This is a genomic window from Paenibacillus sp. JT22N12 (assembly GCF_056269365.1).
Genome location: NZ_JBWDNU010000002.1, coordinates 1,294,869 through 1,316,629 on the forward strand (window position 1 = coordinate 1,294,869; position 21,761 = coordinate 1,316,629).

20 protein-coding genes are annotated in these 21,761 nt (G+C 50.4%); all 20 read left to right on the plus strand.

The genetic code is table 11. The features are described 5' to 3' along the window. Nucleotides 1–7: 7 nt before the first annotated feature. The 20 genes from AC0YOA_RS11340 (at nucleotide 8) to AC0YOA_RS11435 (ending at nucleotide 21,202) form a co-directional block, all read left to right on the plus strand. Nucleotides 8–2,092, plus strand: coding sequence for a chemotaxis protein CheW (locus AC0YOA_RS11340; protein WP_475786600.1), 2,085 nt, complete (start codon nucleotides 8–10; stop codon nucleotides 2,090–2,092). Nucleotides 2,093–2,161: 69 nt separating this feature from the next. Further along, nucleotides 2,162–2,623 carry a chemotaxis protein CheW gene (locus tag AC0YOA_RS11345; protein ID WP_475767714.1) on the plus strand — a complete coding sequence of 154 codons (462 nt, stop codon included), beginning with the start codon at nucleotides 2,162–2,164 and terminating at the stop codon, nucleotides 2,621–2,623. Between the two features lie 37 nt (nucleotides 2,624–2,660). Further along, nucleotides 2,661–3,248, plus strand: coding sequence for a chemotaxis protein CheC (locus tag AC0YOA_RS11350; RefSeq protein ID WP_210041165.1), 588 nt, complete (start codon nucleotides 2,661–2,663; stop codon nucleotides 3,246–3,248). Next, on the plus strand, nucleotides 3,245–3,739 hold the full coding sequence (locus AC0YOA_RS11355) for a chemotaxis protein CheD (RefSeq protein ID WP_475786601.1): 495 nt from the start codon (nucleotides 3,245–3,247) through the stop codon (nucleotides 3,737–3,739). Before AC0YOA_RS11350 ends, AC0YOA_RS11355 begins: the two co-directional genes overlap by 4 nt. Before the next feature lies 1 nt (nucleotide 3,740). Next, nucleotides 3,741–4,172 carry a hypothetical protein gene (locus AC0YOA_RS11360; RefSeq protein WP_475786602.1) on the plus strand — a complete coding sequence of 144 codons (432 nt, stop codon included), beginning with the start codon at nucleotides 3,741–3,743 and terminating at the stop codon, nucleotides 4,170–4,172. 4 nt (nucleotides 4,173–4,176) lie between these two features. Next, complete coding sequence (locus tag AC0YOA_RS11365) at nucleotides 4,177–4,962, plus strand: FliA/WhiG family RNA polymerase sigma factor (protein WP_475786603.1); 786 nt, start codon at nucleotides 4,177–4,179, stop codon at nucleotides 4,960–4,962. A gap of 19 nt (nucleotides 4,963–4,981) precedes the next feature. Continuing rightward, nucleotides 4,982–6,388 (plus strand): DUF342 domain-containing protein, encoded by a 1,407-nt coding sequence (locus AC0YOA_RS11370; protein WP_210041157.1) that lies wholly within the window; start codon nucleotides 4,982–4,984, stop codon nucleotides 6,386–6,388. Between the two features lie 58 nt (nucleotides 6,389–6,446). Continuing rightward, nucleotides 6,447–6,779 (plus strand): hypothetical protein, encoded by a 333-nt coding sequence (locus tag AC0YOA_RS11375; protein WP_475786604.1) that lies wholly within the window; start codon nucleotides 6,447–6,449, stop codon nucleotides 6,777–6,779. Nucleotides 6,780–6,811: 32 nt separating this feature from the next. Next, nucleotides 6,812–7,393, plus strand: coding sequence for a hypothetical protein (locus AC0YOA_RS11380; RefSeq protein ID WP_475786605.1), 582 nt, complete (start codon nucleotides 6,812–6,814; stop codon nucleotides 7,391–7,393). Beyond that, nucleotides 7,386–8,027 (plus strand): hypothetical protein, encoded by a 642-nt coding sequence (locus AC0YOA_RS11385; protein ID WP_475786606.1) that lies wholly within the window; start codon nucleotides 7,386–7,388, stop codon nucleotides 8,025–8,027. Before AC0YOA_RS11380 ends, AC0YOA_RS11385 begins: the two co-directional genes overlap by 8 nt. Nucleotides 8,028–8,259: 232 nt before the next feature. After that, nucleotides 8,260–8,958: a 30S ribosomal protein S2 gene (gene rpsB, locus AC0YOA_RS11390; RefSeq protein WP_210041149.1), complete on the plus strand. Its 699-nt coding sequence runs from the start codon at nucleotides 8,260–8,262 to the stop codon at nucleotides 8,956–8,958. Between the two features lie 127 nt (nucleotides 8,959–9,085). Continuing rightward, complete coding sequence (tsf, locus tag AC0YOA_RS11395) at nucleotides 9,086–9,736, plus strand: translation elongation factor Ts (RefSeq protein WP_475767698.1); 651 nt, start codon at nucleotides 9,086–9,088, stop codon at nucleotides 9,734–9,736. 212 nt (nucleotides 9,737–9,948) lie between these two features. After that, a complete protein-coding gene (gene pyrH, locus AC0YOA_RS11400; RefSeq protein ID WP_210041145.1) occupies nucleotides 9,949–10,677 on the plus strand; it encodes a UMP kinase in 729 nt (242 codons plus the stop codon). Then, nucleotides 10,677–11,231 carry a ribosome recycling factor gene (gene frr / locus AC0YOA_RS11405; RefSeq protein WP_475767696.1) on the plus strand — a complete coding sequence of 185 codons (555 nt, stop codon included), beginning with the start codon at nucleotides 10,677–10,679 and terminating at the stop codon, nucleotides 11,229–11,231. Before pyrH ends, frr begins: the two co-directional genes overlap by 1 nt. Nucleotides 11,232–11,317: 86 nt before the next feature. Next, on the plus strand, nucleotides 11,318–12,070 hold the full coding sequence (locus tag AC0YOA_RS11410) for an isoprenyl transferase (protein ID WP_379112719.1): 753 nt from the start codon (nucleotides 11,318–11,320) through the stop codon (nucleotides 12,068–12,070). Nucleotides 12,071–12,096: 26 nt separating this feature from the next. After that, on the plus strand, nucleotides 12,097–12,894 hold the full coding sequence (locus tag AC0YOA_RS11415) for a phosphatidate cytidylyltransferase (RefSeq protein WP_210041139.1): 798 nt from the start codon (nucleotides 12,097–12,099) through the stop codon (nucleotides 12,892–12,894). Between the two features lie 15 nt (nucleotides 12,895–12,909). Next, complete coding sequence (locus AC0YOA_RS11420) at nucleotides 12,910–14,049, plus strand: 1-deoxy-D-xylulose-5-phosphate reductoisomerase (protein ID WP_475786607.1); 1,140 nt, start codon at nucleotides 12,910–12,912, stop codon at nucleotides 14,047–14,049. 79 nt (nucleotides 14,050–14,128) lie between these two features. After that, nucleotides 14,129–15,409: an RIP metalloprotease RseP gene (rseP, locus tag AC0YOA_RS11425; protein ID WP_475786608.1), complete on the plus strand. Its 1,281-nt coding sequence runs from the start codon at nucleotides 14,129–14,131 to the stop codon at nucleotides 15,407–15,409. A gap of 8 nt (nucleotides 15,410–15,417) precedes the next feature. Further along, nucleotides 15,418–16,866 carry a proline--tRNA ligase gene (gene proS, locus AC0YOA_RS11430; protein ID WP_475786609.1) on the plus strand — a complete coding sequence of 483 codons (1,449 nt, stop codon included), beginning with the start codon at nucleotides 15,418–15,420 and terminating at the stop codon, nucleotides 16,864–16,866. 28 nt (nucleotides 16,867–16,894) lie between these two features. Next, entirely contained in the window at nucleotides 16,895–21,202 is a 4,308-nt protein-coding gene (locus AC0YOA_RS11435) for a PolC-type DNA polymerase III (protein ID WP_475786610.1), read from the plus strand. Nucleotides 21,203–21,761: the final 559 nt, after the last annotated feature.

Consider the following 21,761-nt stretch of genomic DNA (forward strand, 5'->3'; position numbering starts at 1 on the left):
CCTTGAAATGGATATGAACGCCTATTTATCAATGTTTATTGATGAATCGAATGATCATCTGCAGTCGCTTAATGAAAACCTGCTAAAGCTGGAGGGCGATCCTGAGGACATCAGCATTGTCCAGGTCATTTTCCGTTCTGCCCACACGCTCAAAGGGATGTCGGCGACAATGGGATATGAAGATTTGGCATCGCTCACCCATGAGATGGAGAATGTTCTGGATTTGGTCCGCAACAGCAAGCTCAAAATGGACAGCTTTATATTTGACACACTGTTTAAAGGTCTGGACGCTCTTGAGTCGATGGTTCAGGACATTATTGCCGGAGGAACAGGCAAGGCCGATGTTACGCCAATCGTGGCTGCGCTCAAAGCCATTGTCAAAGGGGAGTACCAGAAGGATCAGCCGTCCGGTTTTGCTGCACAATCGTCACCAAGCGGAGCTGGAGACAGTTCTGCGATGCTCGATGAATTCCAGTCCTCGATCCTGCTGCAGTCCATAGAAAGCGGACTCTCCGTTTTTCACGTTGTGGTTACTATCCGTGAGGATTGCGTACTGAAAGCGGCAAGAGCCTACATGGTCTTCGACTTTCTGGAGCGAAACGGGGAAGTGGTCAAATCCTCACCAAGCGTACAGGATATCGAGCAGGAAAAGTTTGAACGTTCGTTTACCGTATTCACGATCGCAAGTATTAGCGGTGACGAGCTGCAAAAGGGCATCGAATCCGTCTCTGAAATCGAGAGCGCGGCGGTTACAGCGCTTGATCGTGACACACTGATGCAGATCGGCGGAGCTGTTTTGCAGACGGCAGCAAGCATGCAAAGTACAGTTCAGGCACCTGCTCCCGCCGCCGTTCAAGCAGCACCGCCTGCTGCTGTCTCCTCTGCCGCTGCTGTCCGGCCCCAGACCCCGGCAGCTCCGGCACAAACGGCCCCGGGCAATGCATCCCGGACGATCCGCGTTGATATTGAAAGATTGGATGCGCTGATGAATCTTTTCAGCGAGCTGCTTATCGACCGCGTCCGGCTGGAGCAGCTGGCCAGCGAGATCCGGCGCAACGATCTAAATGAAACAGTCGAGCATATGACCCGTGTCAGCGGGGATCTGCAGAATATTGTACTGAAGCTGCGGATGGTGCCTGTGGAGTCCGTTTTCAACCGGTTTCCAAGGATGGTGCGCGATCTTGCCAAATCATTGGATAAGAAAGTTGATCTCGTTATTTCCGGCGCGGACACGGAGCTTGACCGAACGGTCGTGGATGAGATAGGCGATCCGCTCGTTCATCTGCTTCGCAATTCGCTTGATCATGGAATCGAACCGGTTGCCGACCGCATCGCTGCAGGCAAGTCTGAGGTAGGCAGCGTCAATCTGCGGGCATTTCACAGCGGCAACCATGTTTTCATCGAAGTTGAGGAAGACGGACGCGGCATCAACCGCGATAAAGTCAAGCAAACAGCGATCAAGAACGGAGTTATTACACCGGATGAAGCCAAGCGTCTGACGGATAATGAAGTCAATATGCTGATATTTGCGGCAGGCTTCAGCACAGCTGACAAGATCTCCGATATCTCCGGGCGGGGCGTCGGCCTGGACGTGGTAAAGTCCAAAATCGCAACGCTTGGCGGGCATGTAACCGTCGAATCGGAGCTTGGCAAGGGAACCAAGTTTTCGATCCAGCTTCCGCTTACCCTGTCGATTATCTCGGCTATGCTGATTAAATTAGGCAGCGAGAAGTATGCGATTCCGCTTTCTTCTATTGTAGAGACAGGCATTATCCGCAGAGAGCATATCCGTAAAATTCATGGCAACCGCATGATTGAATACCGCGGCGCGGTTATCCCGGTTATATCGCTTAGCCAGGTTATGGAGTCCACGACGTTCTTAGAGGATAAAGAGGATGAAACGGAAATTGTCGTCATCCGCAAAGGTGATAAAATGGGCGCCATTACGGTGGATGAGTTTATCGGCCAGAGCGAGATCGTATTGAAATCACTCGGCAAGTATTTGACCAACATCGAAGCTGTCTCGGGAGCGACGATACTCGGGGATGGTCAGGTAGCCCTGATTATCGATCCGAATGCGCTTATCAAGTAATTGCAAGGCTTGCTGTCTGCAGCAGGCCATCAAGATGATTTACAGATACTCTCGGGAGGGGATATAAGCATGGGTGAGGAAATTAAAGTGATCGTCTTTGGACTTGCATCGGAGGAATACGGTATTGAAGTTGAAAAAGTTCGTACAATTGAACGAATGATTCCAATTACCCGGGTTCCCAAAACACCTTCATTTATCAAGGGTGTCATTAATCTGCGCGGCGTTGTTCTTCCCGTCATTGATTTGCGGGGCCGATTTGGTCTTGAGGAATCGGAAGCAACGGAAAGCTCCAGAATCGTCATCGTCGCTGTTGATGATCTGGAAGTGGGTTTTATTGTAGACACGGCAAATGACGTCATCGATATTGATACTGACAATATTGACACTCCTCCTGAAGTCGTTGGCGGCATTCAGGCCAAATATTTGCAGGGGGTTGCCAAGATTGGAGATAGCCGGCTGCTCATTATGCTGAATCTGTCCGAAGTGTTGAATAAAAAGGAAATCATTCAGCTTGAGCAGCTAGAGGATTAACCAGGTGAACCCGCTGCTGAAGCTAGAGGGCTTTAAAATGGATGTGTTGAAAGAAGTCGGAAATATCGGCGCCGGGAACGCCGCGACTGCTCTTTCGAGACTCCTGGACAAGCCAGTTGATATGAATGTACCTACTGTCAGCCTAATTCCTTTCGAGCAGGTCGCCGACAGAGTCGGAGGATTCGAACAAGTTGTCGTAGCCGTATTCCTCCGGGTAGAAGGAGACGCTCCAGGAAGCATGTTCTTTCTCATTAAAGAGGACTCTGCCAAGAAGCTGCTCGGGAACCTGCTGTCCATACCGGTTGAGGCGGATTCCGGCTACTCGGAAATGGAATTCTCCGCCTTGTCTGAGATCGGCAACATATTGGCTGGCTCTTATCTCTCCTCTCTTGCGGACTTCACGAAGCTTTCGATGACGCCAACTGTTCCGGCCATTACGGTCGATATGGCAGGTGCCATCATGAGCTATGGAATTACACAGTACGGGGAGATGGGCGATTCGGCACTTCTGATTGATACAACGTTTCTGGAGGGGCAAGAAGAGCTCGAAGGGCATTTCTTTCTCATACCGGATCCGGAGTCGTTTGACAAAATCTTCAGCTCCCTGGGAGTGCCGATCGAATGATACAGCAGAATGTAGTAAAAGTAGGCATGGCCGATCTGAATATCGTAAGCGATGGAAGCACGCTCAAAACATCCGGCCTTGGATCATGTGTGGGCCTGACCCTCTTTGACGAACGGGCGAAGATCGCCGGTATGGCGCATGTGATGCTGCCTTCTTCGGGTATTGCGCGTGAAGCTTCCTATAATATCGCCAAATACGCGGATACTGCGATTCCAGAGCTTATTGAGAAAATGAAGCAGGCTGGAGCCGTCTCTGCCAGACTAATGGCCAAGATGGCTGGCGGCGCTCAGATGTTCGCTTTTGCCTCGCAAAGCGATGCGATGCGGATTGGCCCGCGCAATGTAGAGTCATGCAAACTTGTATTGGCAAAACTATCCATCCCGATTCAATCGGAGGATACGGGCGGGAATTACGGAAGAACCATCGAGTTTGACGGCATTAGCGGCGTTTTAAGCATCAGAAGCGTCCAGTTTGGTGTAAAGGAGATTTAACATGATTGGAACATGGCGCTGGAACGTTGTACTCGGCCTGTTCGGGGGCGTGCTTACGTTATTATTTTCGCTCGGCAGCAATGGGCTTGAAGTTACCGTTCTGCGGTCTGTTTATGCCTTTATCGCATTTTTTGCGCTGGCGTTTCTATTCCGTATATTATTAGCTGCCAGCTTACGGGGAAACACCCGGGAGGCCGGCGAGGAACCTGGCAAGTCCATAGATGAGAATAAAGGCAGCACCCTTGATGTGTCGACGCCGGATGAAACCGATCAGTTACATGATATGTTGAAAATGCAATTGGATGGGAACGTAAAGACGGATAAGGTAGAGCAAGCGCCCTTTCAGCCTCTTACGCCTCCCAAGCTTGTATCCACACAAAACAAAGAGCCTGAAGAATTGGCAAAAGCCATTCGTCACCTGACAGGAGGGTGAAACGATGATTGAGCCGAAAGCGCCTCATTTGTCTAACATCGAGATTTGGCGGAAATGGAAAGAAGACGGAGACATTGAAGCAAAAAAAAGGCTGATTGAGTTTTATTTGACGCTGGTCGATTATGTCAGCAACCGGATGGCGATTGGCTTGCCCAAAAATGTATCCAAAGATGATCTGGCCAGCAACGGGGTAATGGGTCTTATTGATGCCATTGAGAAGTTTGACTACCGCCGGGGCCTGCAGTTCGAGACGTATGCTTCATGGAGAATCCGGGGAGCTATTATCGACGGGCTGCGCCAGGGAGACTGGGTGCCTCGCTCCGTGCGGGAAAAAGCGAAAAAGATCGAAGAGGCCTACCAGCTTCTGGAGCAAAGAGTGCTGCGTTCTGTTACAGATTCCGAGATAAGCAATTATCTGAACGTCAGCGAGAAGGAATTCGGGCACATGCTTCAGGAAATTGCAGTGACGACGGTTTGTTCACTGGAAGATCCGATACGGGAGGAAGATTCGGAGACCCGGTTATCGCTGCTGGTTGATGAAAAAGCCAAAAATCCCGACCATAAGGTGCATGAGTTCTTTTTGAAGGAATCGCTGGTGCGCGGTATAGAGCGTCTGACCGAGAAAGAAAGAACCGTCGTTTCCTTATTTTATTATGAAGAGCTGTCGTTAAGTGAAATAGCTGAAGTCATGTCCTTGTCTCCGTCTCGAATTTCCCAACTGCATTCAAAAGCTATTTTACGGTTACGGGGGGCACTTGATAAACAGAAGGATCAATTGATGCAAAATTAGCTTTGAAGGGGGATCAGCAGTGTCAATTTCCGAAACGCTCGAAGCTTACATTGTCGTCCAGTTGTCGCAGGACAAACTGACATCATTGTTGCAATTCAACGCAGCGGACGAGAAATTCGCCTGTACGCCGAACCAGCTTGAGGAATATATACGCAGCCACGGGATTTTTTACGGACTCAAAACCGAGGTGATTCAGCAGATAGCGCAGCAGCCAAGCCTTTTTTTCTATAAGCAAACAGTTATTGCACAAGGGCTGCCGGCCAAGAACGGGCAGGACGGGGCCATTCGTTTCATTCAGAACATGAAGGAAGAACAGCATAAACCTACCGAGATTGAAGGCGGCAAGGTTGATTTTAAAGAAGTGAATCAGCTGAAAAATGTTCTTCGCGGGCAGCTCATCGCAGAGAAAATTCCTGCGACCGAGGGTCAAATGGGGAAAACCGTTACCGGAGAAGACCTGCCTTGTAAAAATGGCAAAGAGGCTTATTTTAAATTAGGTAAAAATGTTGTTGTCAATCCGGAGCAAACAGCGTTGTATGCAGCAATTGACGGTCTTATTACCATGACAGACAAGAACAAAATCAATGTGTTTCCCGTATATGAGGTAAACGGGGACATTGACTATAGGGTTGGCAATATCGATTTTGTCGGCACTGTTGTCGTAAGAGGCAATGTGCTGACGGGATTTCGTATAAAAGCTTCCGGAGATATCCGGGTCATCGGCGGTGTTGAAGGGGCCGAGCTGGAGTCGGATGGATCGATTGAAGTAACTGGCGGCATTTTGGCCAGCAATAAAGGATATGTGCGGGCAGGCAAGAATGTAAAAAGCTCCTTCATTCAAGACGGAAATGTTTCCGCTATGGAAGATGTTCTGGTAACCCAAAGCATCATGCACTCACATGTAAGAGCGGGACACAGCGTCGTATGCAGCGGGGCAAAAGGATTGATTGTTGGCGGTATGGTGCAGGCGGGAGAGCGTGTTGTCGCACGCACGATCGGCAATACAATGTCTACGGCAACCGCCATTGAGGTAGGGGTCAGACCTGAGCTGAGAAGCGAGCTGCTTGAACTGCGCCGCCAGGTTAAACAGTTGATGGATAATTTGGACAAGACCGATAAGGCACTGACGCTTCTTGATCAATTGGCGGCGGCCGGGCAGCTGCCTCAGGATAAGATGGGCATGCGCATCAAGCTTGGCGCAACCAAGCGCCAATCGAATGAAGAGATGTCCGGTTTTCGTGAACGGATTCTGGAAATCGAAAAATCGCTGGAGGATACGGACAACGCCAAGGTGGATGCGGTCAATATCATCTATGGCGGAACCAAAATTGTCATTGGACGTTACACGCGTTTCGTGAAGGAACCTATCGAGCGCGTATCGTTCCGCTATTCGGATGGAGATATCATTACTGCGCCTTATCACTAAAATCGTAGCGGATATCTTCAAGTAAGCTTTGATCTGCTATGTGCGGGAGGGGAAGCGGATGACCTATCGGTCTATAGACTTGCAAGTATCCATTCCGCGGACACAAGAGAAGGGAAGCCTTCAAAACCAATTGAATCAAAAGCCGGTCATCGATCAAACTCGGCTTGAAGGCGATTCGGTGAAACAGACGGAGCAGCTGCGGAGCAAAAACAGTGAGATCGAGCAGAGCGTGAAATTGGGTATCAAGGACCAGCCACAGCAAGGGGATCACTCCAAGCGGAAGCGGCGCGGGAAAGCCGAGGATTGCTCGATTCAGGATGAAGTGGGTCATTCTGAACAGGCTGCACACAATCATCCTTACAAAGGCAAACATATTGATATCTCGCTTTGACCGCATGAATCAGCGAATTGCAGGTGAAGGTAATGGAATCATGGCAGATCATCGTACTTCTGGGGGCGCTTGCTATTGTCGGAGGGGTAATGATACCCAGACGAAGCGGTCAGGACAATCAATCACAGACTGTGCGGAATATGGAGACGGCGCTCGAGCAATTTATGGAAAATATGGAAGCGGACAACCGCGATCTTGCGAATCTCGTTACCAAAGCGCAGCAGGAAACAAGTCAGCAGTCATTGAGCCGTGATAACCGGATCAAGGAGCTGGAACAGCGATGCCTGGAGCTTGAGAACTCGCTTGCCGACCAGGCGAAGCTTCTGCTCGCTGCTGCGTCAGTCTCGTCAGCGCCTGCTGCCGCGGCTGAGACTGATCGTGGAGTGTCTGCCGTCCATTCCGGAGCAGGGCAGCCGGCGGTGCCCGAGTTTGTTGAGCCATTGGCTCCCGTCGAAATCAAACCAACGATACGCAGCCGTTATTTGGAGCTTTTTGAGCTGTATGACGGCGGAAAGTCAGTTGACTCGATTGCCAGAAAGCTCGCGATGAATAAAGGAGAAGTGCAGCTTATTCTCCAGTTATCCAAACAGGAGGAAGCCGCTCGCTATGAATAAAAGGCCATTTCTATTTGGACTCGGTGTTGGAATCATCATAGGAGCATTGCTGCTGCAGTTGATGATAGTCGGAGAGAGGCAAGCCAGCGGTCTGGATTCGTTTCAAAAGGAAGACGCAGGCGAGAAGCAGTACACCCAGTCCGAGCTTGATGAGCAGCTTGATTTGGAGCGGGAGAAGCTGCAAGCCCAGCAAGGCAGCAGCGGCTCCGTCGGGCAGAAGGAACAGAACGGACCCCCAGCAGGGGATGATAACGAGCTGCAATCTGAGGAGGCCGCCAATACGGTCATCGAAGGAAACAGCCAGCAGGAACAGCAGCCTCCAACCGGGCAGGAGACGGCCGGTGGCAGGCCTGCAGACGCTAACGGATCGGCAGATCCGGGAACAGTGGAGGATAAGCGAATCATCGTTCGCATTCCCCCGAATACCAGCCTGACGGAGGCAGTTGAGTTGCTGGGCAAGAACAATATCATTACGGATAAGACTACATTCATAGACCTGATGCGTAATCTTAAAGTGCGTGCAGGCTATTTTCTATTTACAGGCAGCCCTTCTGTCCAGGAGATAAAAAAGATAATTACCGGCAAGCCGATGCCCCCCGAGGAAGCTGAAGCGGAACTGGCTAATAAGGCATAAGCCGGAAGGTTTTGCTCTTTTTTTATTGACCGATGGAATTCAATAATGACGCCTTGAGATTCAAGGGAAACGATGTTGCACGTGGACATGCAGATATGGTATATTAATTGACGGTGTTAAAAACACACGCAAATTAATTTCGTTAACGGTGCTTCGGCTCGGTCGAAGTTTTAACGGGAAATGATATTTGCGGAGGAAACCAAAAAAACCATTTAACAGGAGGTGTTGAAGAATGGCGGTTATATCCATGAAGCAGCTGCTTGAAGCTGGGGTGCACTTCGGTCATCAGACTCGTCGCTGGAACCCAAAGATGGATCGTTATATCTTCACGGAACGGAACGGAATTTACATCATTGACTTGCAAAAAACAGTCAAGAAAGTCGAAGAAGCCTACAACTTCGTACGCTCGGTAGCGGAAGAAGGCGGCACAATGCTCTTCGTCGGCACGAAAAAACAGGCACAGGATTCGGTTAAAGAAGAAGCTGAGCGTTGCGGCAACTTCTACATCAACCAACGTTGGCTCGGCGGAACGCTGACTAACTTCCAAACCATCCAAAAACGTATTGAACGTCTGCGCACGCTTGAGAAATGGGAAGAGGACGGCACATTCAACGTGCTGCCGAAAAAAGAAGTTATCATTCTCCGCAAAGAGAAAGATCGCCTCGAGAAATTCCTGGGCGGCATCAAAGGCATGAGAAGCTTGCCAAGCGCACTTTTCATCATTGATCCCCGTAAAGAACGTATCGCAGTTGCTGAAGCCCGCAAACTGGGTATCCCAATTGTCGGTATCGTAGACACCAACTGTGATCCGGACGAAATCGATTATGTCATTCCAGGCAACGATGACGCGATCCGCGCAGTTAAACTGCTTACGGCTAAAATGGCAGATGCCATCGTCGAAGCTAACCAAGGTGAACAAACGACGGCTTAGTCCTCGTTTAATAGAGTCAGCATGAAAAAGGGTGGTCAGACGGTGTAAAACCTCTCACCGCCCTTTTTTTAGGAACAACAAGCAAATCAGTAGGCAAACATTCAAGAATTATAGGAGGTTTATCAAGATGGCGGTTAATGCTAGTGCAGTTAAGGAACTACGTGAGAAAACAGGAGCAGGGATGCTCGATTGCAAGAAGGCTCTCGAAGAAGCAAACGGTGATATCTCAAAAGCTATTGATCTTCTCAGAGAGAAAGGCCTCTCCGCAGCGGCGAACAAAGCAGGCCGTATTGCTACAGAAGGCGTTGTTGAATCCTATATTCATGCCGGAGGCCGGATTGGCGTTTTGGTAGAAATCAACTGCGAAACCGACTTTGTTGGAAAAACGGATCAGTTCCGTGAATTTGCCCGTGATATCGCCATGCAAATTGCAGCGGCTAACCCTAAGTTCGTCAGCCGTGAGGAGGTCTCGCAGGAAGAACTGGATAAAGAGCGTGAGATTTTGAAAGCCCAGGCGCTGAACGAAGGCAAACCTGCCAATATCGTAGAGAAAATGGTCGATGGCCGTATCGGCAAATACTATGAAGAGTTCTGTTTGCTGGAACAGCCGTTCATCAAAGATCCTGACAAAACAATTTCGGCCCTGCTGAACGAGAAAATCAGCACGATCGGTGAAAACATTACAATCCGCCGCTTTGTTCGTTATGAACTGGGTGAAGGCTTGGAGAAAAAAGAAGATAACTTCGTAGCTGAAGTTATGTCGCAAGTAAAAAGATAAATCCGAACGTGCCAGGATGGGGCGGGGCGTCCGCCCCGCCTATTCGTTTGAAGACGCATCATAGCCTCGCATTGAAGAAACTTCCAAATAGGTTTATACATGGGTTCAAGTTCCGTTTATCGCCCTGAAGCAGCTCCCGATAGCAGCAATGGATGTTCACCGAATAAAAGTATACGGCCTTGAAACAAGGTCAAAGATGGAGGTATACCACGTTGCAAAGTCCCGTGTACAAACGTATTGTATTAAAAGTAAGCGGCGAATCGCTTTCGGGTAATAATGGATACGGAATCGATGCTGCAGTGATTGCATCTATAGCCGAGCAAGTTAAGGAAGTTGTAGAATTAAAGGTTGAAGTGGCGATAGTCGTTGGTGGTGGGAACATTTGGCGGGGGATTGCAGGTACTGCCAAAGGAATTGACCGGGCGACCGCCGATTATATGGGAATGTTAGCTACGGTTATGAACTCGCTGGCGCTTCAGGATGCTCTGGAGCAGATGGAAGTGCCTACACGGGTACAGACTTCGATCGCCATGCAGCAAATTGCCGAGCCTTATATACGCCGCAGGGCGATTCGCCATCTGGAGAAAGGCCGGGTCGTCATCTTTGCCGCAGGTACAGGTAACCCGTTCTTCTCAACAGATACAACGGCTGCTCTTCGTGCAGCCGAAATCGAAGCAGAGGTCATTCTGATGGCCAAAAATAAAGTGGATGGCGTCTATTCCGCAGATCCTTTCAAGGATCCGACGGCGGAAAAATTCGATACGCTGACTTACCTGGATGTACTAAACCGCAATCTCGGCGTTATGGATTCTACCTCAACTTCTCTTTGTATGGACAATAATATTCCGCTTGTGGTATTCGCTATTACCAAACAGGGAAATATTAAGCGGGTTGTGCTGGGCGAGAAAATCGGAACCATCGTGAAAGGAAGTGTCGATTAATGCCTCAAACGATAAAGAAAAACGCTGAAGAGCGGATGGATAAAGCGATAGGCGCATTGAAACGCGATCTCTCAACGCTTCGTGCAGGCCGCGCTACTCCAGCCCTGCTGGATCGCGTTCAGGTTGAATATTACGGAACCATGACCCCGGTAGCCCAATTGGCTAATATTAATACTCCGGATTCGCGGACGCTGATCATTCAGCCATGGGACAAAACGTCACTGGGTGCCATTGAGAAGGCTATTTTGAAGTCGGATCTCGGACTTACACCTTCCAATGACGGCAGCACTATTCGCATCGGTATACCGATGCTGACCGAAGAGCGCCGTACGGAACTGGTCAAGATGACCAAGCGTTTTGGTGAGGAAGCCAAGGTTGCCATCCGAAACGTCCGCCGCGATGCGAACGACGATATCAAGAAGCTCGAAAAAACAGATATTTCCGAAGATGAATCGCGCCGCCATCAAGAAGATGTTCAGAAGGCGACGGACAAATTTATCGCTGAAGTCGACAAGGTGCTCGTTTCCAAAGAAAAAGAAATTATGGAAGTATAATGCAAGCTCACCGGCCCCTCCGACAGGTGGGGTTTATTGCATAAATTTGACGTTAGCGGTGGGAGGACGAACATGTGTTTCAGCGACTGAGAGCCTTATTCGGTAAAGCGCCGGCGACACCGTTGCAGACGCTTGATACAGACAACATACCGCAGCATATTGCAATCATTATGGACGGCAACGGCAGATGGGCCAAGAGCAGGGGATTGCCCAGGATGGCAGGCCATCATTCCGGAATGAAGACGGTGAAGCGGATTACAATGGCTGCTGACCGGCTTGGCGTGAAGTATTTGACCTTATATGCTTTTTCCACTGAAAACTGGAAGCGGCCCAAAGCGGAAGTTGAATTTCTGATGAAGCTTCCACAGGAGTTTCTGGCTATTGAATTGAAAGAGCTTATGGAAAAAAATGTGCAGGTACGTATGATGGGCTATAAGCAGGCACTTCCTTCACATACACTTGAGGCTGTAGAAGAGGCTATTCGTCAAACGGCGGATAATACCGGACTCGTTCTTAATTTTGCTTTGAATTATGGCAGCCGCAAAGAAATGATTGAAGCCGTCAGACAAATCGGAGAAGACGTGCAAGCCGGTCGTCTGAATCCGGAGGATATTGAAGAATCCCATATGACGGAGCATCTTCTCTCAGCCGGTGTCCCTGATCCCGACCTGCTTATTCGGACCAGCGGTGAACTCAGACTGAGCAACTTTATGCTTTGGCAGCTTGCTTACAGCGAGATGTGGTTTACAGATGTTTATTGGCCTGAATTTACAGACGAGCATTTTTACGATGCCGTTCGCGAATATCAACGTCGAGCGCGTCGATACGGCGGAGTGTAAACGGCTGTACGGGAGTGTGCCTAATCTTGAAACAACGTATCGTAACTGGCGTCATTGGTGGCGCCATATTTATTATTCTGACCGTACTTGGCGGCTGGTTTTTCTATGGGCTGCTGCTGCTGCTCGCATTGATCGGATATGCGGAATTCACGAAAATGAACGGCCTTGCATGGCACCATCCGGCGTCTCTGATTGGATTTGCAGGCATGCTGTTTCTGCTCATTCCTTGGGAAGAGCTTGGAACCGTTCCTCCGCAAACTCTACATATGTTGTGGCTCCTTATGTTTCTGGCACTGGCCGTTACGGTACTTACGAAAAACAAAATGACGATTGACAGCGCGGCTTTGCTGCTGCTCGGAGCTCTTTATGTCGGTTTCGGATTTGAGTCCATGTATGAAGTGCGAAGCGGTGAAGCTTACGGACTGCTGACGACCTGTCTTGCATTCGGAACGATCTGGGCATCCGATATTGGTGCTTATTTTATCGGCAAAGCGATAGGCAGACATAAGCTGTGGCCGGCTATCAGCCCCAATAAGACCATTGAAGGATCACTTGGGGGCGTAGCGCTGTCCCTGGTTGTCGCCGCTGTGTTCGCGCTGGCAGCCCCGGATGCCATTGGCATGGGACAGGCGCTGCTGATCGGACTTGTCGCCGCCGTGGCAGGTCAATTGGGCGATCTCATTCAGTCGGCCTATAAACGGGTTCGCGGCATCAAGGATACAGGATCCATTCTTCCCGGTCATGGCGGTGTTCTCGACCGCTGCGACAGCTGGATAGCAGTGTTTCCGCTTCTGGTTCTGACCGGGCTGCTGCCGTTAGCTTAGAAGGACAGGTGAACGATGAAAAAACTTACGATTCTGGGTTCAACGGGCTCTATTGGCACGCAAACGCTTGATGTGGTCAGCCGCGAGCCTGAGGCTTATGAGGTAATCGGATTAGCGGCCGGCGGCAATATCGGGCTGCTGATCGAGCAGGCCAAGCGATTTCGGCCGCGTACAGTATGTTTGTCAACAAAAGCGCTTGCGGAAGAAGCAAAGCTTCATCTGCCATCCGGCATGAAGGTTGTTTATGGTGAGGAAGGGCTTATCGAGATTGCTGCCGCTCCTGAAGCCGACATGGTCGTGACCGCCATTATGGGAAGCCGGGGCTTGAATGCGACGCTTGCGGCAATTTCAGCCGGCAAAGACATCGGTCTTGCAAACAAAGAGACGCTGGTGACGGCAGGGCATATTGTAATGAAGCGAGCTTCCGAGAAGGGGGTTGCCATTCTTCCGATCGACAGCGAGCACTCGGCTATTTTTCAATGCTTGAACGGAGAAGCCCGATCAGCGGTAAAGGGAATTACGTTAACCGCTTCCGGAGGTTCATTTCGCGAACGCACTAGGCAGCAGCTGGAAGGCGTAACGGTTGAGGAGGCGCTCAACCATCCCAATTGGGCGATGGGAGCGAAAATCACGATCGATTCCGCTACCATGGTGAATAAGGGGCTTGAAGTGATTGAAGCCCATTGGTTGTTTGATTTGGATTATGAGCAGATCGGCGTTCTGATTCATCCGGAAAGCATCATACATTCCTATGTAGAGTATGTGGACAACAGTATCATCGCCCAGCTGGGCATGCCGGATATGCGCGTACCTATCCAATATGCACTCACTTATCCGCAGCGCCGCCCTATACAGACAGAAGCTCTTGATCTGAGGAAGGTAGGCGCGCTGCATTTTCGGGAGATGGATTTTGCAAGATATCCCTGCCTGAGAATGGCCTATGAGTGCGGCCGGGCGGGGCTATCTGCTCCTACGGTATTTAATGCTGCCAACGAAATGGCGGTTGCCCGGTTCCTCGAGGGTGCGATCACGTTTTTGGATATTGAACGCGTTATCGAACAGGTGCTTGAACGCCACACGGTTCTGGAAGTGCCGGATGTGGAGGCGATTGCCGAGGTGGATGCTTGGGCCCGAATGGAAGCTGCATCGATCTAACGTTTAGTTCTCTTGTAACGGACGTGAGAATAATGATAATCTTAGTACAGGCCGTTACGGACAGGAGGCTAGAGCAGCGATGCATATGATTCAGATCGTCTTTATGACGGTATTGGTTTTCTTCGTGATCGTGACCATCCATGAATGGGGTCATTTCTATTTTGCGAAGCGGGCCGGAATTTTGGTGAGAGAATTTGCCATCGGGTTCGGACCGAAGCTGTTCTCGATAAAACGCGGTGAAACCAGGTATACCCTGCGCTTGGTGCCCGCAGGAGGATTTGTGCGGATGGCGGGCGAGGACCCGGAACTGGTGGAAGTCCAGCCAGGTCAGACCGTTGCTGTCAGATTGGTTGACAATGTCGTGACGAGATTGTATCTGGACCGTCTTGACGAGCGTTCCAACGTTATACGCGGCGAGGTCGAAGCCATTGATATTGAACGAAAGCTTAAGCTGACGCTGCTCTCTGACGGCGAGTCGGAGACGTTCGCGATCGATCCTCAGGCACAGATGATCTCCAAGAACCGGGAAACACAGATCGCTCCGATTGACCGTCAATTCGGCAGCAAGACAGTCGGACAGCGGGCGATTGCGATTTTTGCCGGACCGATGATGAATTTTATTTTGGCTTTCGTGCTGTTTGGGCTTTATTTCCAAATGGCCGGAGTGCCCGTGGATAATCCTGATCGTCTGCTTATTGGCGATGTTAGTAAAGGCATGCCCGCAGAGAAGGCTGATTTGAAGTCAGGGGATGTCATTGTTTCCATCAATGGACAGAAGATCGGCATTGATTACGATAAAATGATCAAGCTCATCAGCGAGTCCCCAAACAAGCCGATTACTCTGGATATCATTCGCGATGGAAAACCGATTGAATTCAAACTCACACCTGCGCCCGATCCTGCTTCAGGGGACGGCAAGGTGGGAATTACGGCCGCTTATCCGACGCGGGCTGCAGGATTCGGAGAAACCTTCACCCTGGCGGGAAAAGCCATGAAGTCGATGACAATCAGCATTTTTCAAGGATTCAAGAAATTGATTTTTGGCGAGTTCAAGCTTGATGATTTAGGCGGACCTGTTCGTACTGCTCAGGTAACCAGTCAAATCGCCGAGCAGGGGATAGCGGAACTGACCTCATGGGCGGCGCTTCTCAGCCTGTACCTGGGGATATTTAATCTTTTGCCGGTGCCGGCGCTGGATGGAAGCCGTTTAATCTTCCTGGGTCTTGAGGCTGTAAGGGGAAGGCCAGTTGATCCAAACCGGGAAAGCATGGTGCATTTCATCGGCTTTGCAATGCTGATGCTGCTTATGCTTGCCGTCACCTATAATGACATTTTGCGATTGGTACGAGGGGAGCACTGAGTCCGGTTATGTCGAAAGAGAAGCAGTTTGTCACGGAAATTACGCCGCAGGGCGAGGATTTCTCCAGATGGTATATTGATGTCATCAAGAAGTCTGAATTAATGGACTATTCACCGGTGCGGGGCTGTATTGTGTTCCGCCCGGATGGTTTTGAAATTTGGGAGCATATGAAGGACGAGCTTGACCGCAGGTTCAAAGAAACGGGTCATCGCAACGCTTATTTTCCCATGCTGATCCCCGAAAGCTTTTTCCAAAAAGAGAAGGAGCATGTAGAGGGCTTTAACCCTGAGCTTCCATGGGTAACGGAGGCCGGCGGGGAAAAGCTGGAAGAGAGACTGGCCATCCGGCCGACCTCCGAGACCATTATCGGTCATATGTATGCCAAATGGGTGCAATCCTATCGCGACCTGCCGCTGCTCATCAATCAGTGGGCGAACGTTGTGCGCTGGGAGAAAAGGACGCTTCCTTTCCTGCGGACAACGGAATTCCTTTGGCAGGAAGGCCACACCGCCCACGAAGCGGAGGAGGAAGCAAGAGCCGAGACGGATCAAATGCTGGGTATCTATAAGGACTTTGCCGAGAACTTCCTGGCGATCCCTGTTATCGTTGGACAAAAAACGCCTTCGGAGAAGTTTGCCGGTGCGGTTGATACCTATTCCATCGAAGCGATGATGAAGGACGGGCGCGCGGTCCAGGCAGGAACCTCGCATTATCTGGGCACTAATTTTGCCGTTGCCTTTGATATCAAATACTTGGACCGTGAAAATACACAACAGTTTGCACATACAACTTCTTGGGGCATGACGACCCGAATGATCGGCGCGCTCATTATGGTCCATGGCGACGATCGGGGACTGGCGCTTCCTCCGAAGGTAGCGCCAACCCAGGTCGTGATGATCCCGATCGGACCGCCGAAGACGCGGGAGCAGGTTGTCGGCCGTGTGGACGAGCTGTACAAGGAACTGAAAAAGGCTGGCGTCCGGGTTAAAGTGGACGACCGCAGCGATGTTAGTCCCGGCTGGAAATTCAATGAATATGAAATGCGCGGTGTGCCGCTGCGTCTGGAGCTTGGGCCTCGCGACATGGAGAATGGACAGGTTGTTCTGGTTTCCCGCTTGACCGGTGAGAAGCGAATGGTTGCTCAAGCCGATCTTGTGGTTGAAGTGGAACGCATGCTTGCCGAGATTCAAAGCGGCATGCTTGAGCGGGCGAAGCAGTTCCGTGCGGATCATTCCTATTCGGTCGAAACGCTGGATGAGATGAAGACGCTGATGGAAGAGAAGCGCGGCTTCGCGCTTGCCGGCTGGTGCGGATCGGAAGCCTGTGAGAAACAGGTCAAAGAAGAGACCGGCGCTACAAGCCGCAATATTCCGTTTGAGCCTCTTGAGCACAAAACCAAATGTCTCGTTTGCGGAGACAAGGCGCAGCATACGGTTGTATTTGCTCGCGCTTATTGATTGTTTGACTTGAATAGGGGAGGAAACGATGAGCCAAACCGGGGAAAAGCGGCATCGCTTTGAGCTGATGATGAAGCAGGCTGAGCTGCCGCAGCAACTGACCGATGAGCATTTTGGGGACGGATATATCGACAAAGTGATCGTAAGCCGGAGCAACCGGGAGTGGACGTTTTGCATATGCAAAACGTCTTTGGTTCCTCTAGCGGCTTTTGGCGTTTTTTGCCGGACCATACAATCCAAGTTCGCCCATCTTGCAGATGTCTCCTTCTGCTTCACGTATGAAGAAGGGGTAAAGACCGATGAGCTCCTGATTGAATATTGGCCGGCATTTGTAGAATGGGTTCAGAAGCATAATGCTTCGGTAAACGGCTGGCTGGGCAAGGCCCGGCTGGAAGTAGAGAACGGGCTTGCGACGCTTGCGCTGCTTGACGACATGGGACTTGAGCTGGCGCGCAAGAAGAGGATTGATGAAATGGCCGTGCAGTTTTTTGAGGATCAATTCGGCCGGAACTGCAGGGTGAAGTTATCAGTTGGCGTAAAGAATCAGGAAGCCTATGAGCAATTCGCCCAGAAGCGCGATCTGGAAGAGCGTGAAGTAATCCAGCAGATGATGACAAGCGCTGCCGCGGAAGCTCCTGAGGTGGCGGAAGGCGATGTGCGGCTGGTCGTCGGCTACGATATCCGCGAGGAACCGGTTCCGATTATGAATATCCTCGAGGAGGAGAAGAAGGTCACCATACAGGGAACCGTCTTCGGCCTTGAAGTGAAGGAGCTTCGTAACGGCAGCACGTTGTTTACTTTTAATGTAACCGACTTTACAGACTCTATCGCGGTGAAGATGTTTGCCAAAACGAAAGACGATGTGAAAGTTCTCAGTCAGCTTTCCAACGGCAAATGGATCAAAGCGCGGGGACGTGTAGAATATGACCGGTTTATGCAGGAACCGGAGCTTGTGATGATGCCTTCAGATCTTCATGAAGTGGTTTCTCCCAAGGAAGCCAAGGATGACGCCGAGGAGAAGCGTGTCGAGTTTCATCTTCATTCCACAATGAGTACAATGGACGCTGTTACCCCTATTGATGTTTACATCAAGCAGGCAGCCAAATGGGGACATAAGGCGATTGCGATTACCGATCATGGAAACGTGCAGTGCTACCCGGAGGCAGCGAAGGCGGCCAAAAAGCATGGGGTCAAGGTGTTGTTCGGGTTAGAAGCCAATGTTGTCAACGATGCGATACCTATGGTGATGAACTCGCGTGAAGAAGCCATGCAGAGCGCTGTCTATGTAGTATTCGATATCGAGACGACGGGACTTTCAGTTGTTAATAATAAAATCATTGAGCTGGCCGGCGTGAAAATGCAGGAAGGCAAGGAAATTGGCCGTTTCTCGACCTTTATCAATCCTCATGAAGCCATTCCTTATAATATTCAGCAGTTGACCAATATTACGAACGAGATGGTACAGGATGCTCCTGAGCTCGGACCCAAGCTGCGGGAATTCATCGAATTTGTCGGTGATGCGGTGCTTGTCGCGCACAATGCAAGATTTGATATGGGCTTTATGCAGGCAGCCTGCAAACAGAACGGATTCCCGGAATTTAAGAATCCCGTGCTGGATACGCTCGAGCTTGCCCGTTTTCTCCATCCGGCGATGAAGAACCACAGGCTGAATACATTGGCCGATAAATATAAAGCGAGTCTGGAAAGCCATCACCGGGCGATCGATGATTCCATCGCGCTGGGCGGCATCCTATATGGATTGATTGGCGATGCAGCCAAACGCAATGTGACCGGCTTACATATGCTCAATGATTATGTTGGACTCGATTTGTCAAATATGAGGCCGTTCCACTGCTGTATATATGCGCTTAATGCAGTCGGCAAGAAAAACATGTTCAAGCTGATCTCCCTGTCGCATACGGAGCATTTTAAGCGGGTTGCCTCTATTCCTAAAAGCAAGCTCTCCGAGCTTCGTGAAGGGCTCTTGATTATTTCGGGCTGTGAGAAGGGTGAGTTCTTCGAGGCGGTTATGAATAAATCGCTGGAGGAAGCGGAGGAAGTGGCGCGCTATTACGATGTGCTGGAAATTCAGCCTGTCGGCTTCTATATGCATTTGGTCGACAAAGGCTTTGTTGCCAGCCGTGCCGAAATCGAGCAGGCTTTGCGCCGCGTTTGCGAGATCGGCGATAAGTTGGGCAAGCCAGTAATCGCCACTGGCAATGTGCATTATTTACTGCCAAGGGAAAAGCTGTTCCGCGATATTACGATCCATGGTATTACGGGTTTTAGCCCGCTTAAAGATATTCGCAAGCCTGATGCCCATTTACGAACGACCAGGGAAATGCTGGAGGAGTTCGCCTTTCTCGGAGAGGCGAGGGCATTTGAGGTAGTGGTCAGAAATACCTCGGAGCTTGCCGACCGCTTTGAGCCGTTTGATATGTTCCCGGAAAAACTGTTCACCCCCATCATCGATGGGGCGGATGAGGAAATACGCAGCAAATGCTACGATACGGCCAAACGGCTGTATGGGGAAGAACTGCCGGATGTCGTCGTCCAGCGTCTGGAGAAAGAGCTTGTGCCCATCATTAAATTCGGTTTCTCAGCCAACTACCTGATATCCGAGCGTTTGGTCAAAAAATCGAATGAAGACGGGTATCTCGTCGGTTCGCGGGGATCGGTAGGATCATCGGTTGTGGCCACTTTCCTCGGGATATCCGAGGTTAACCCGCTTCCTGCACACTACAGCTGCCTGGACGAGGCCTGCAAATACAGCGAATGGTTCCTGGACGGGAGCTACCCGAGCGGTTTTGACCTGCCGGACAAAAAATGTCCCAATTGCGGCAAGCCTCTCAAGGGTGAAGGCCAGGACATTCCGTTCGAAACCTTCCTGGGCTTCAAGGGCGATAAAGTGCCCGATATCGATCTTAACTTTTCCGGTGAATACCAGCCTATTGCCCATAATTACACCAAGGAGCTGTTTGGTCCAGAGAACGTTTTCCGGGCAGGAACGATCGGTACGATCGCGGAGAAGACGGCATACGGCTATACCAAGAAGTATGAGGAAGACCATGGCAAGAAGTGGCGCGGCGCCGAGATTCTGCGTTTGGCCGGGGGCTTTACCGGGGTGAAACGAAGCACGGGCCAGCATCCAGGCGGGATCGTAGTTGTGCCGGATTACATGGAAGTGGAGGAAGTCACTCCGGTTCAGTATCCTGCCGACGACACGGGCTCCGAGTGGAAAACAACCCATTTTGATTATCATGCTTTCGAGAGCAATCTGCTCAAGCTTGATATACTCGGGCACGATGATCCGACCATGATGAGGATGTTGCAGGATTTAACAGGCGTTGATCCGACAACCATACCAATGAACGATCCGAAGGTCATGAGCATGTTCAATTCCTCGGAAGTGCTTGGTGTCTCAGCCGAGAAAATCCGGACCCCGGTAGCTACATATGGCGTTCCGGAGATGGGCACCAAATTTGTCAGACAAATGCTGGAGGAGACGAAGCCGTCGTCATTTGCCGATTTGCTCCAAATATCCGGCCTGTCGCATGGAACCGGTGTTTGGCTCGGCAATGCCCAGGAGCTAATCAAGAACCGTACCTGCACGATCAAGACGGTTATCGGCTGCCGGGATGACATCATGCTTTATTTGATCTATAAAGCGGGTATGGATGCAGGGCTTGCGTTCAAGATTACGGAAAGCGTGCGGAAGGGCAAGGGACTGACGCCGGAATGGATCGAGGAAATGAAGAACTGCAAGGTTCCTCAGTGGTATATTGATTCTTGTCTGAAAATCGAGTATATGTTTCCGAAGGCGCATGCCGCCGCCTATGTTATATCCGCCGTCAGAACGGCCTTTTTCAAACTTTATTATCCAATTGCCTATTATGCGACCTATTTCACCGTTCGTGCGGAGGATTTCGATCTGGAGCTGCTCTGTCAAGGCTATGATGCGATTTTGCGCAAGCTGATTGAAATCGAGCAAAAGGGTTTTACAGCGACGCCCAAGGAGAAAGGATCCGTCTCGCTGCTCGAGATGGCGCTTGAGATGACGGCACGCGGCTTCTCGTTCAAGCCGATTGATCTTTACCGTTCGGACGCCACGAAATTTATCGTTGACGATCGTTCGCTTATTCCGCCGTTTGCGGCCATTGCCGGAATCGGGGATAATGCGGCCCGAAACATTGCTGCTGCGCGGGAGTCAGGTGAATTTCTCTCCGTGGAAGATTTTCAGCAGAAGTCCAAGGCATCCAAAACGATCATTGAAGTGCTCGGTACAATGGGCTGCTTCCGCGGCCTTCCTGAATCGAACCAGCTGTCCTTATTCTAAAATTTATTTTAGAGAGTAAAGCGGTCTAATGCCTGTGTTTCCAAGTGAGTATGTAATTCCTTTGTTGTCACCACATCATGGTTATGGTATAATCTTTCTGGCAATGCTGATGATACGACTTTTTCGCAGAAGAGTGGGGAAACCCACTCTTTACGTTTTGTCAATAGCTTTTTGCGGTTACGATTAACCGATTGGCCGGTAAGATATCGGCCAACAGTTATAGCATTTTTTACGTGCAACTGAATTGCATATGTGCGCAATTAACAGTTGCCGATGCGGCGACTGGATTGCTTGTATATGCAATTGGCAGTTGCAAAGTTTTGCTGACAACTAGGCTGCATAAATTTGCAGCTAACAGCTGCAGAATTTGGACTGACAACTGGGCTGCATAAACAGCAGCTGGCAGTTGCAGAATTTGGACTGACAACTGAGCTGCATAAATCAGCAGCTGGCAGTTGCAGAATTTGGACTGACAACTGAGCTGCATAAATCAGCAGCTAGCAGTTGCAGAATTTGGACTGACAACTGAGCTGCATAAATCAGCAGCTAGCAGTTGCAG

Bases quoted from the DNA above. Each gene is read 5' to 3' on its own strand.
- AC0YOA_RS11340 (WP_475786600.1), top strand. From the start codon at position 8: ATGGATATGAACGCCTATTTATCAATGTTTATTGATGAATCGAATGAT.
- AC0YOA_RS11345 (WP_475767714.1), top strand. From the start codon at position 2,162: ATGGGTGAGGAAATTAAAGTGATCGTCTTTGGACTTGCATCGGAGGAA.
- AC0YOA_RS11350 (WP_210041165.1), top strand. From the start codon at position 2,661: ATGGATGTGTTGAAAGAAGTCGGAAATATCGGCGCCGGGAACGCCGCG.
- AC0YOA_RS11355 (WP_475786601.1), top strand. From the start codon at position 3,245: ATGATACAGCAGAATGTAGTAAAAGTAGGCATGGCCGATCTGAATATC.
- AC0YOA_RS11360 (WP_475786602.1), top strand. From the start codon at position 3,741: ATGATTGGAACATGGCGCTGGAACGTTGTACTCGGCCTGTTCGGGGGC.
- AC0YOA_RS11365 (WP_475786603.1), top strand. From the start codon at position 4,177: ATGATTGAGCCGAAAGCGCCTCATTTGTCTAACATCGAGATTTGGCGG.
- AC0YOA_RS11375 (WP_475786604.1), top strand. From the start codon at position 6,447: ATGACCTATCGGTCTATAGACTTGCAAGTATCCATTCCGCGGACACAA.
- AC0YOA_RS11380 (WP_475786605.1), top strand. From the start codon at position 6,812: ATGGAATCATGGCAGATCATCGTACTTCTGGGGGCGCTTGCTATTGTC.
- AC0YOA_RS11385 (WP_475786606.1), top strand. From the start codon at position 7,386: ATGAATAAAAGGCCATTTCTATTTGGACTCGGTGTTGGAATCATCATA.
- rpsB (WP_210041149.1), top strand. From the start codon at position 8,260: ATGGCGGTTATATCCATGAAGCAGCTGCTTGAAGCTGGGGTGCACTTC.
- tsf (WP_475767698.1), top strand. From the start codon at position 9,086: ATGGCGGTTAATGCTAGTGCAGTTAAGGAACTACGTGAGAAAACAGGA.
- frr (WP_475767696.1), top strand. From the start codon at position 10,677: ATGCCTCAAACGATAAAGAAAAACGCTGAAGAGCGGATGGATAAAGCG.
- AC0YOA_RS11420 (WP_475786607.1), top strand. From the start codon at position 12,910: ATGAAAAAACTTACGATTCTGGGTTCAACGGGCTCTATTGGCACGCAA.
- rseP (WP_475786608.1), top strand. From the start codon at position 14,129: ATGCATATGATTCAGATCGTCTTTATGACGGTATTGGTTTTCTTCGTG.
- proS (WP_475786609.1), top strand. From the start codon at position 15,418: ATGTCGAAAGAGAAGCAGTTTGTCACGGAAATTACGCCGCAGGGCGAG.
- AC0YOA_RS11435 (WP_475786610.1), top strand. From the start codon at position 16,895: ATGAGCCAAACCGGGGAAAAGCGGCATCGCTTTGAGCTGATGATGAAG.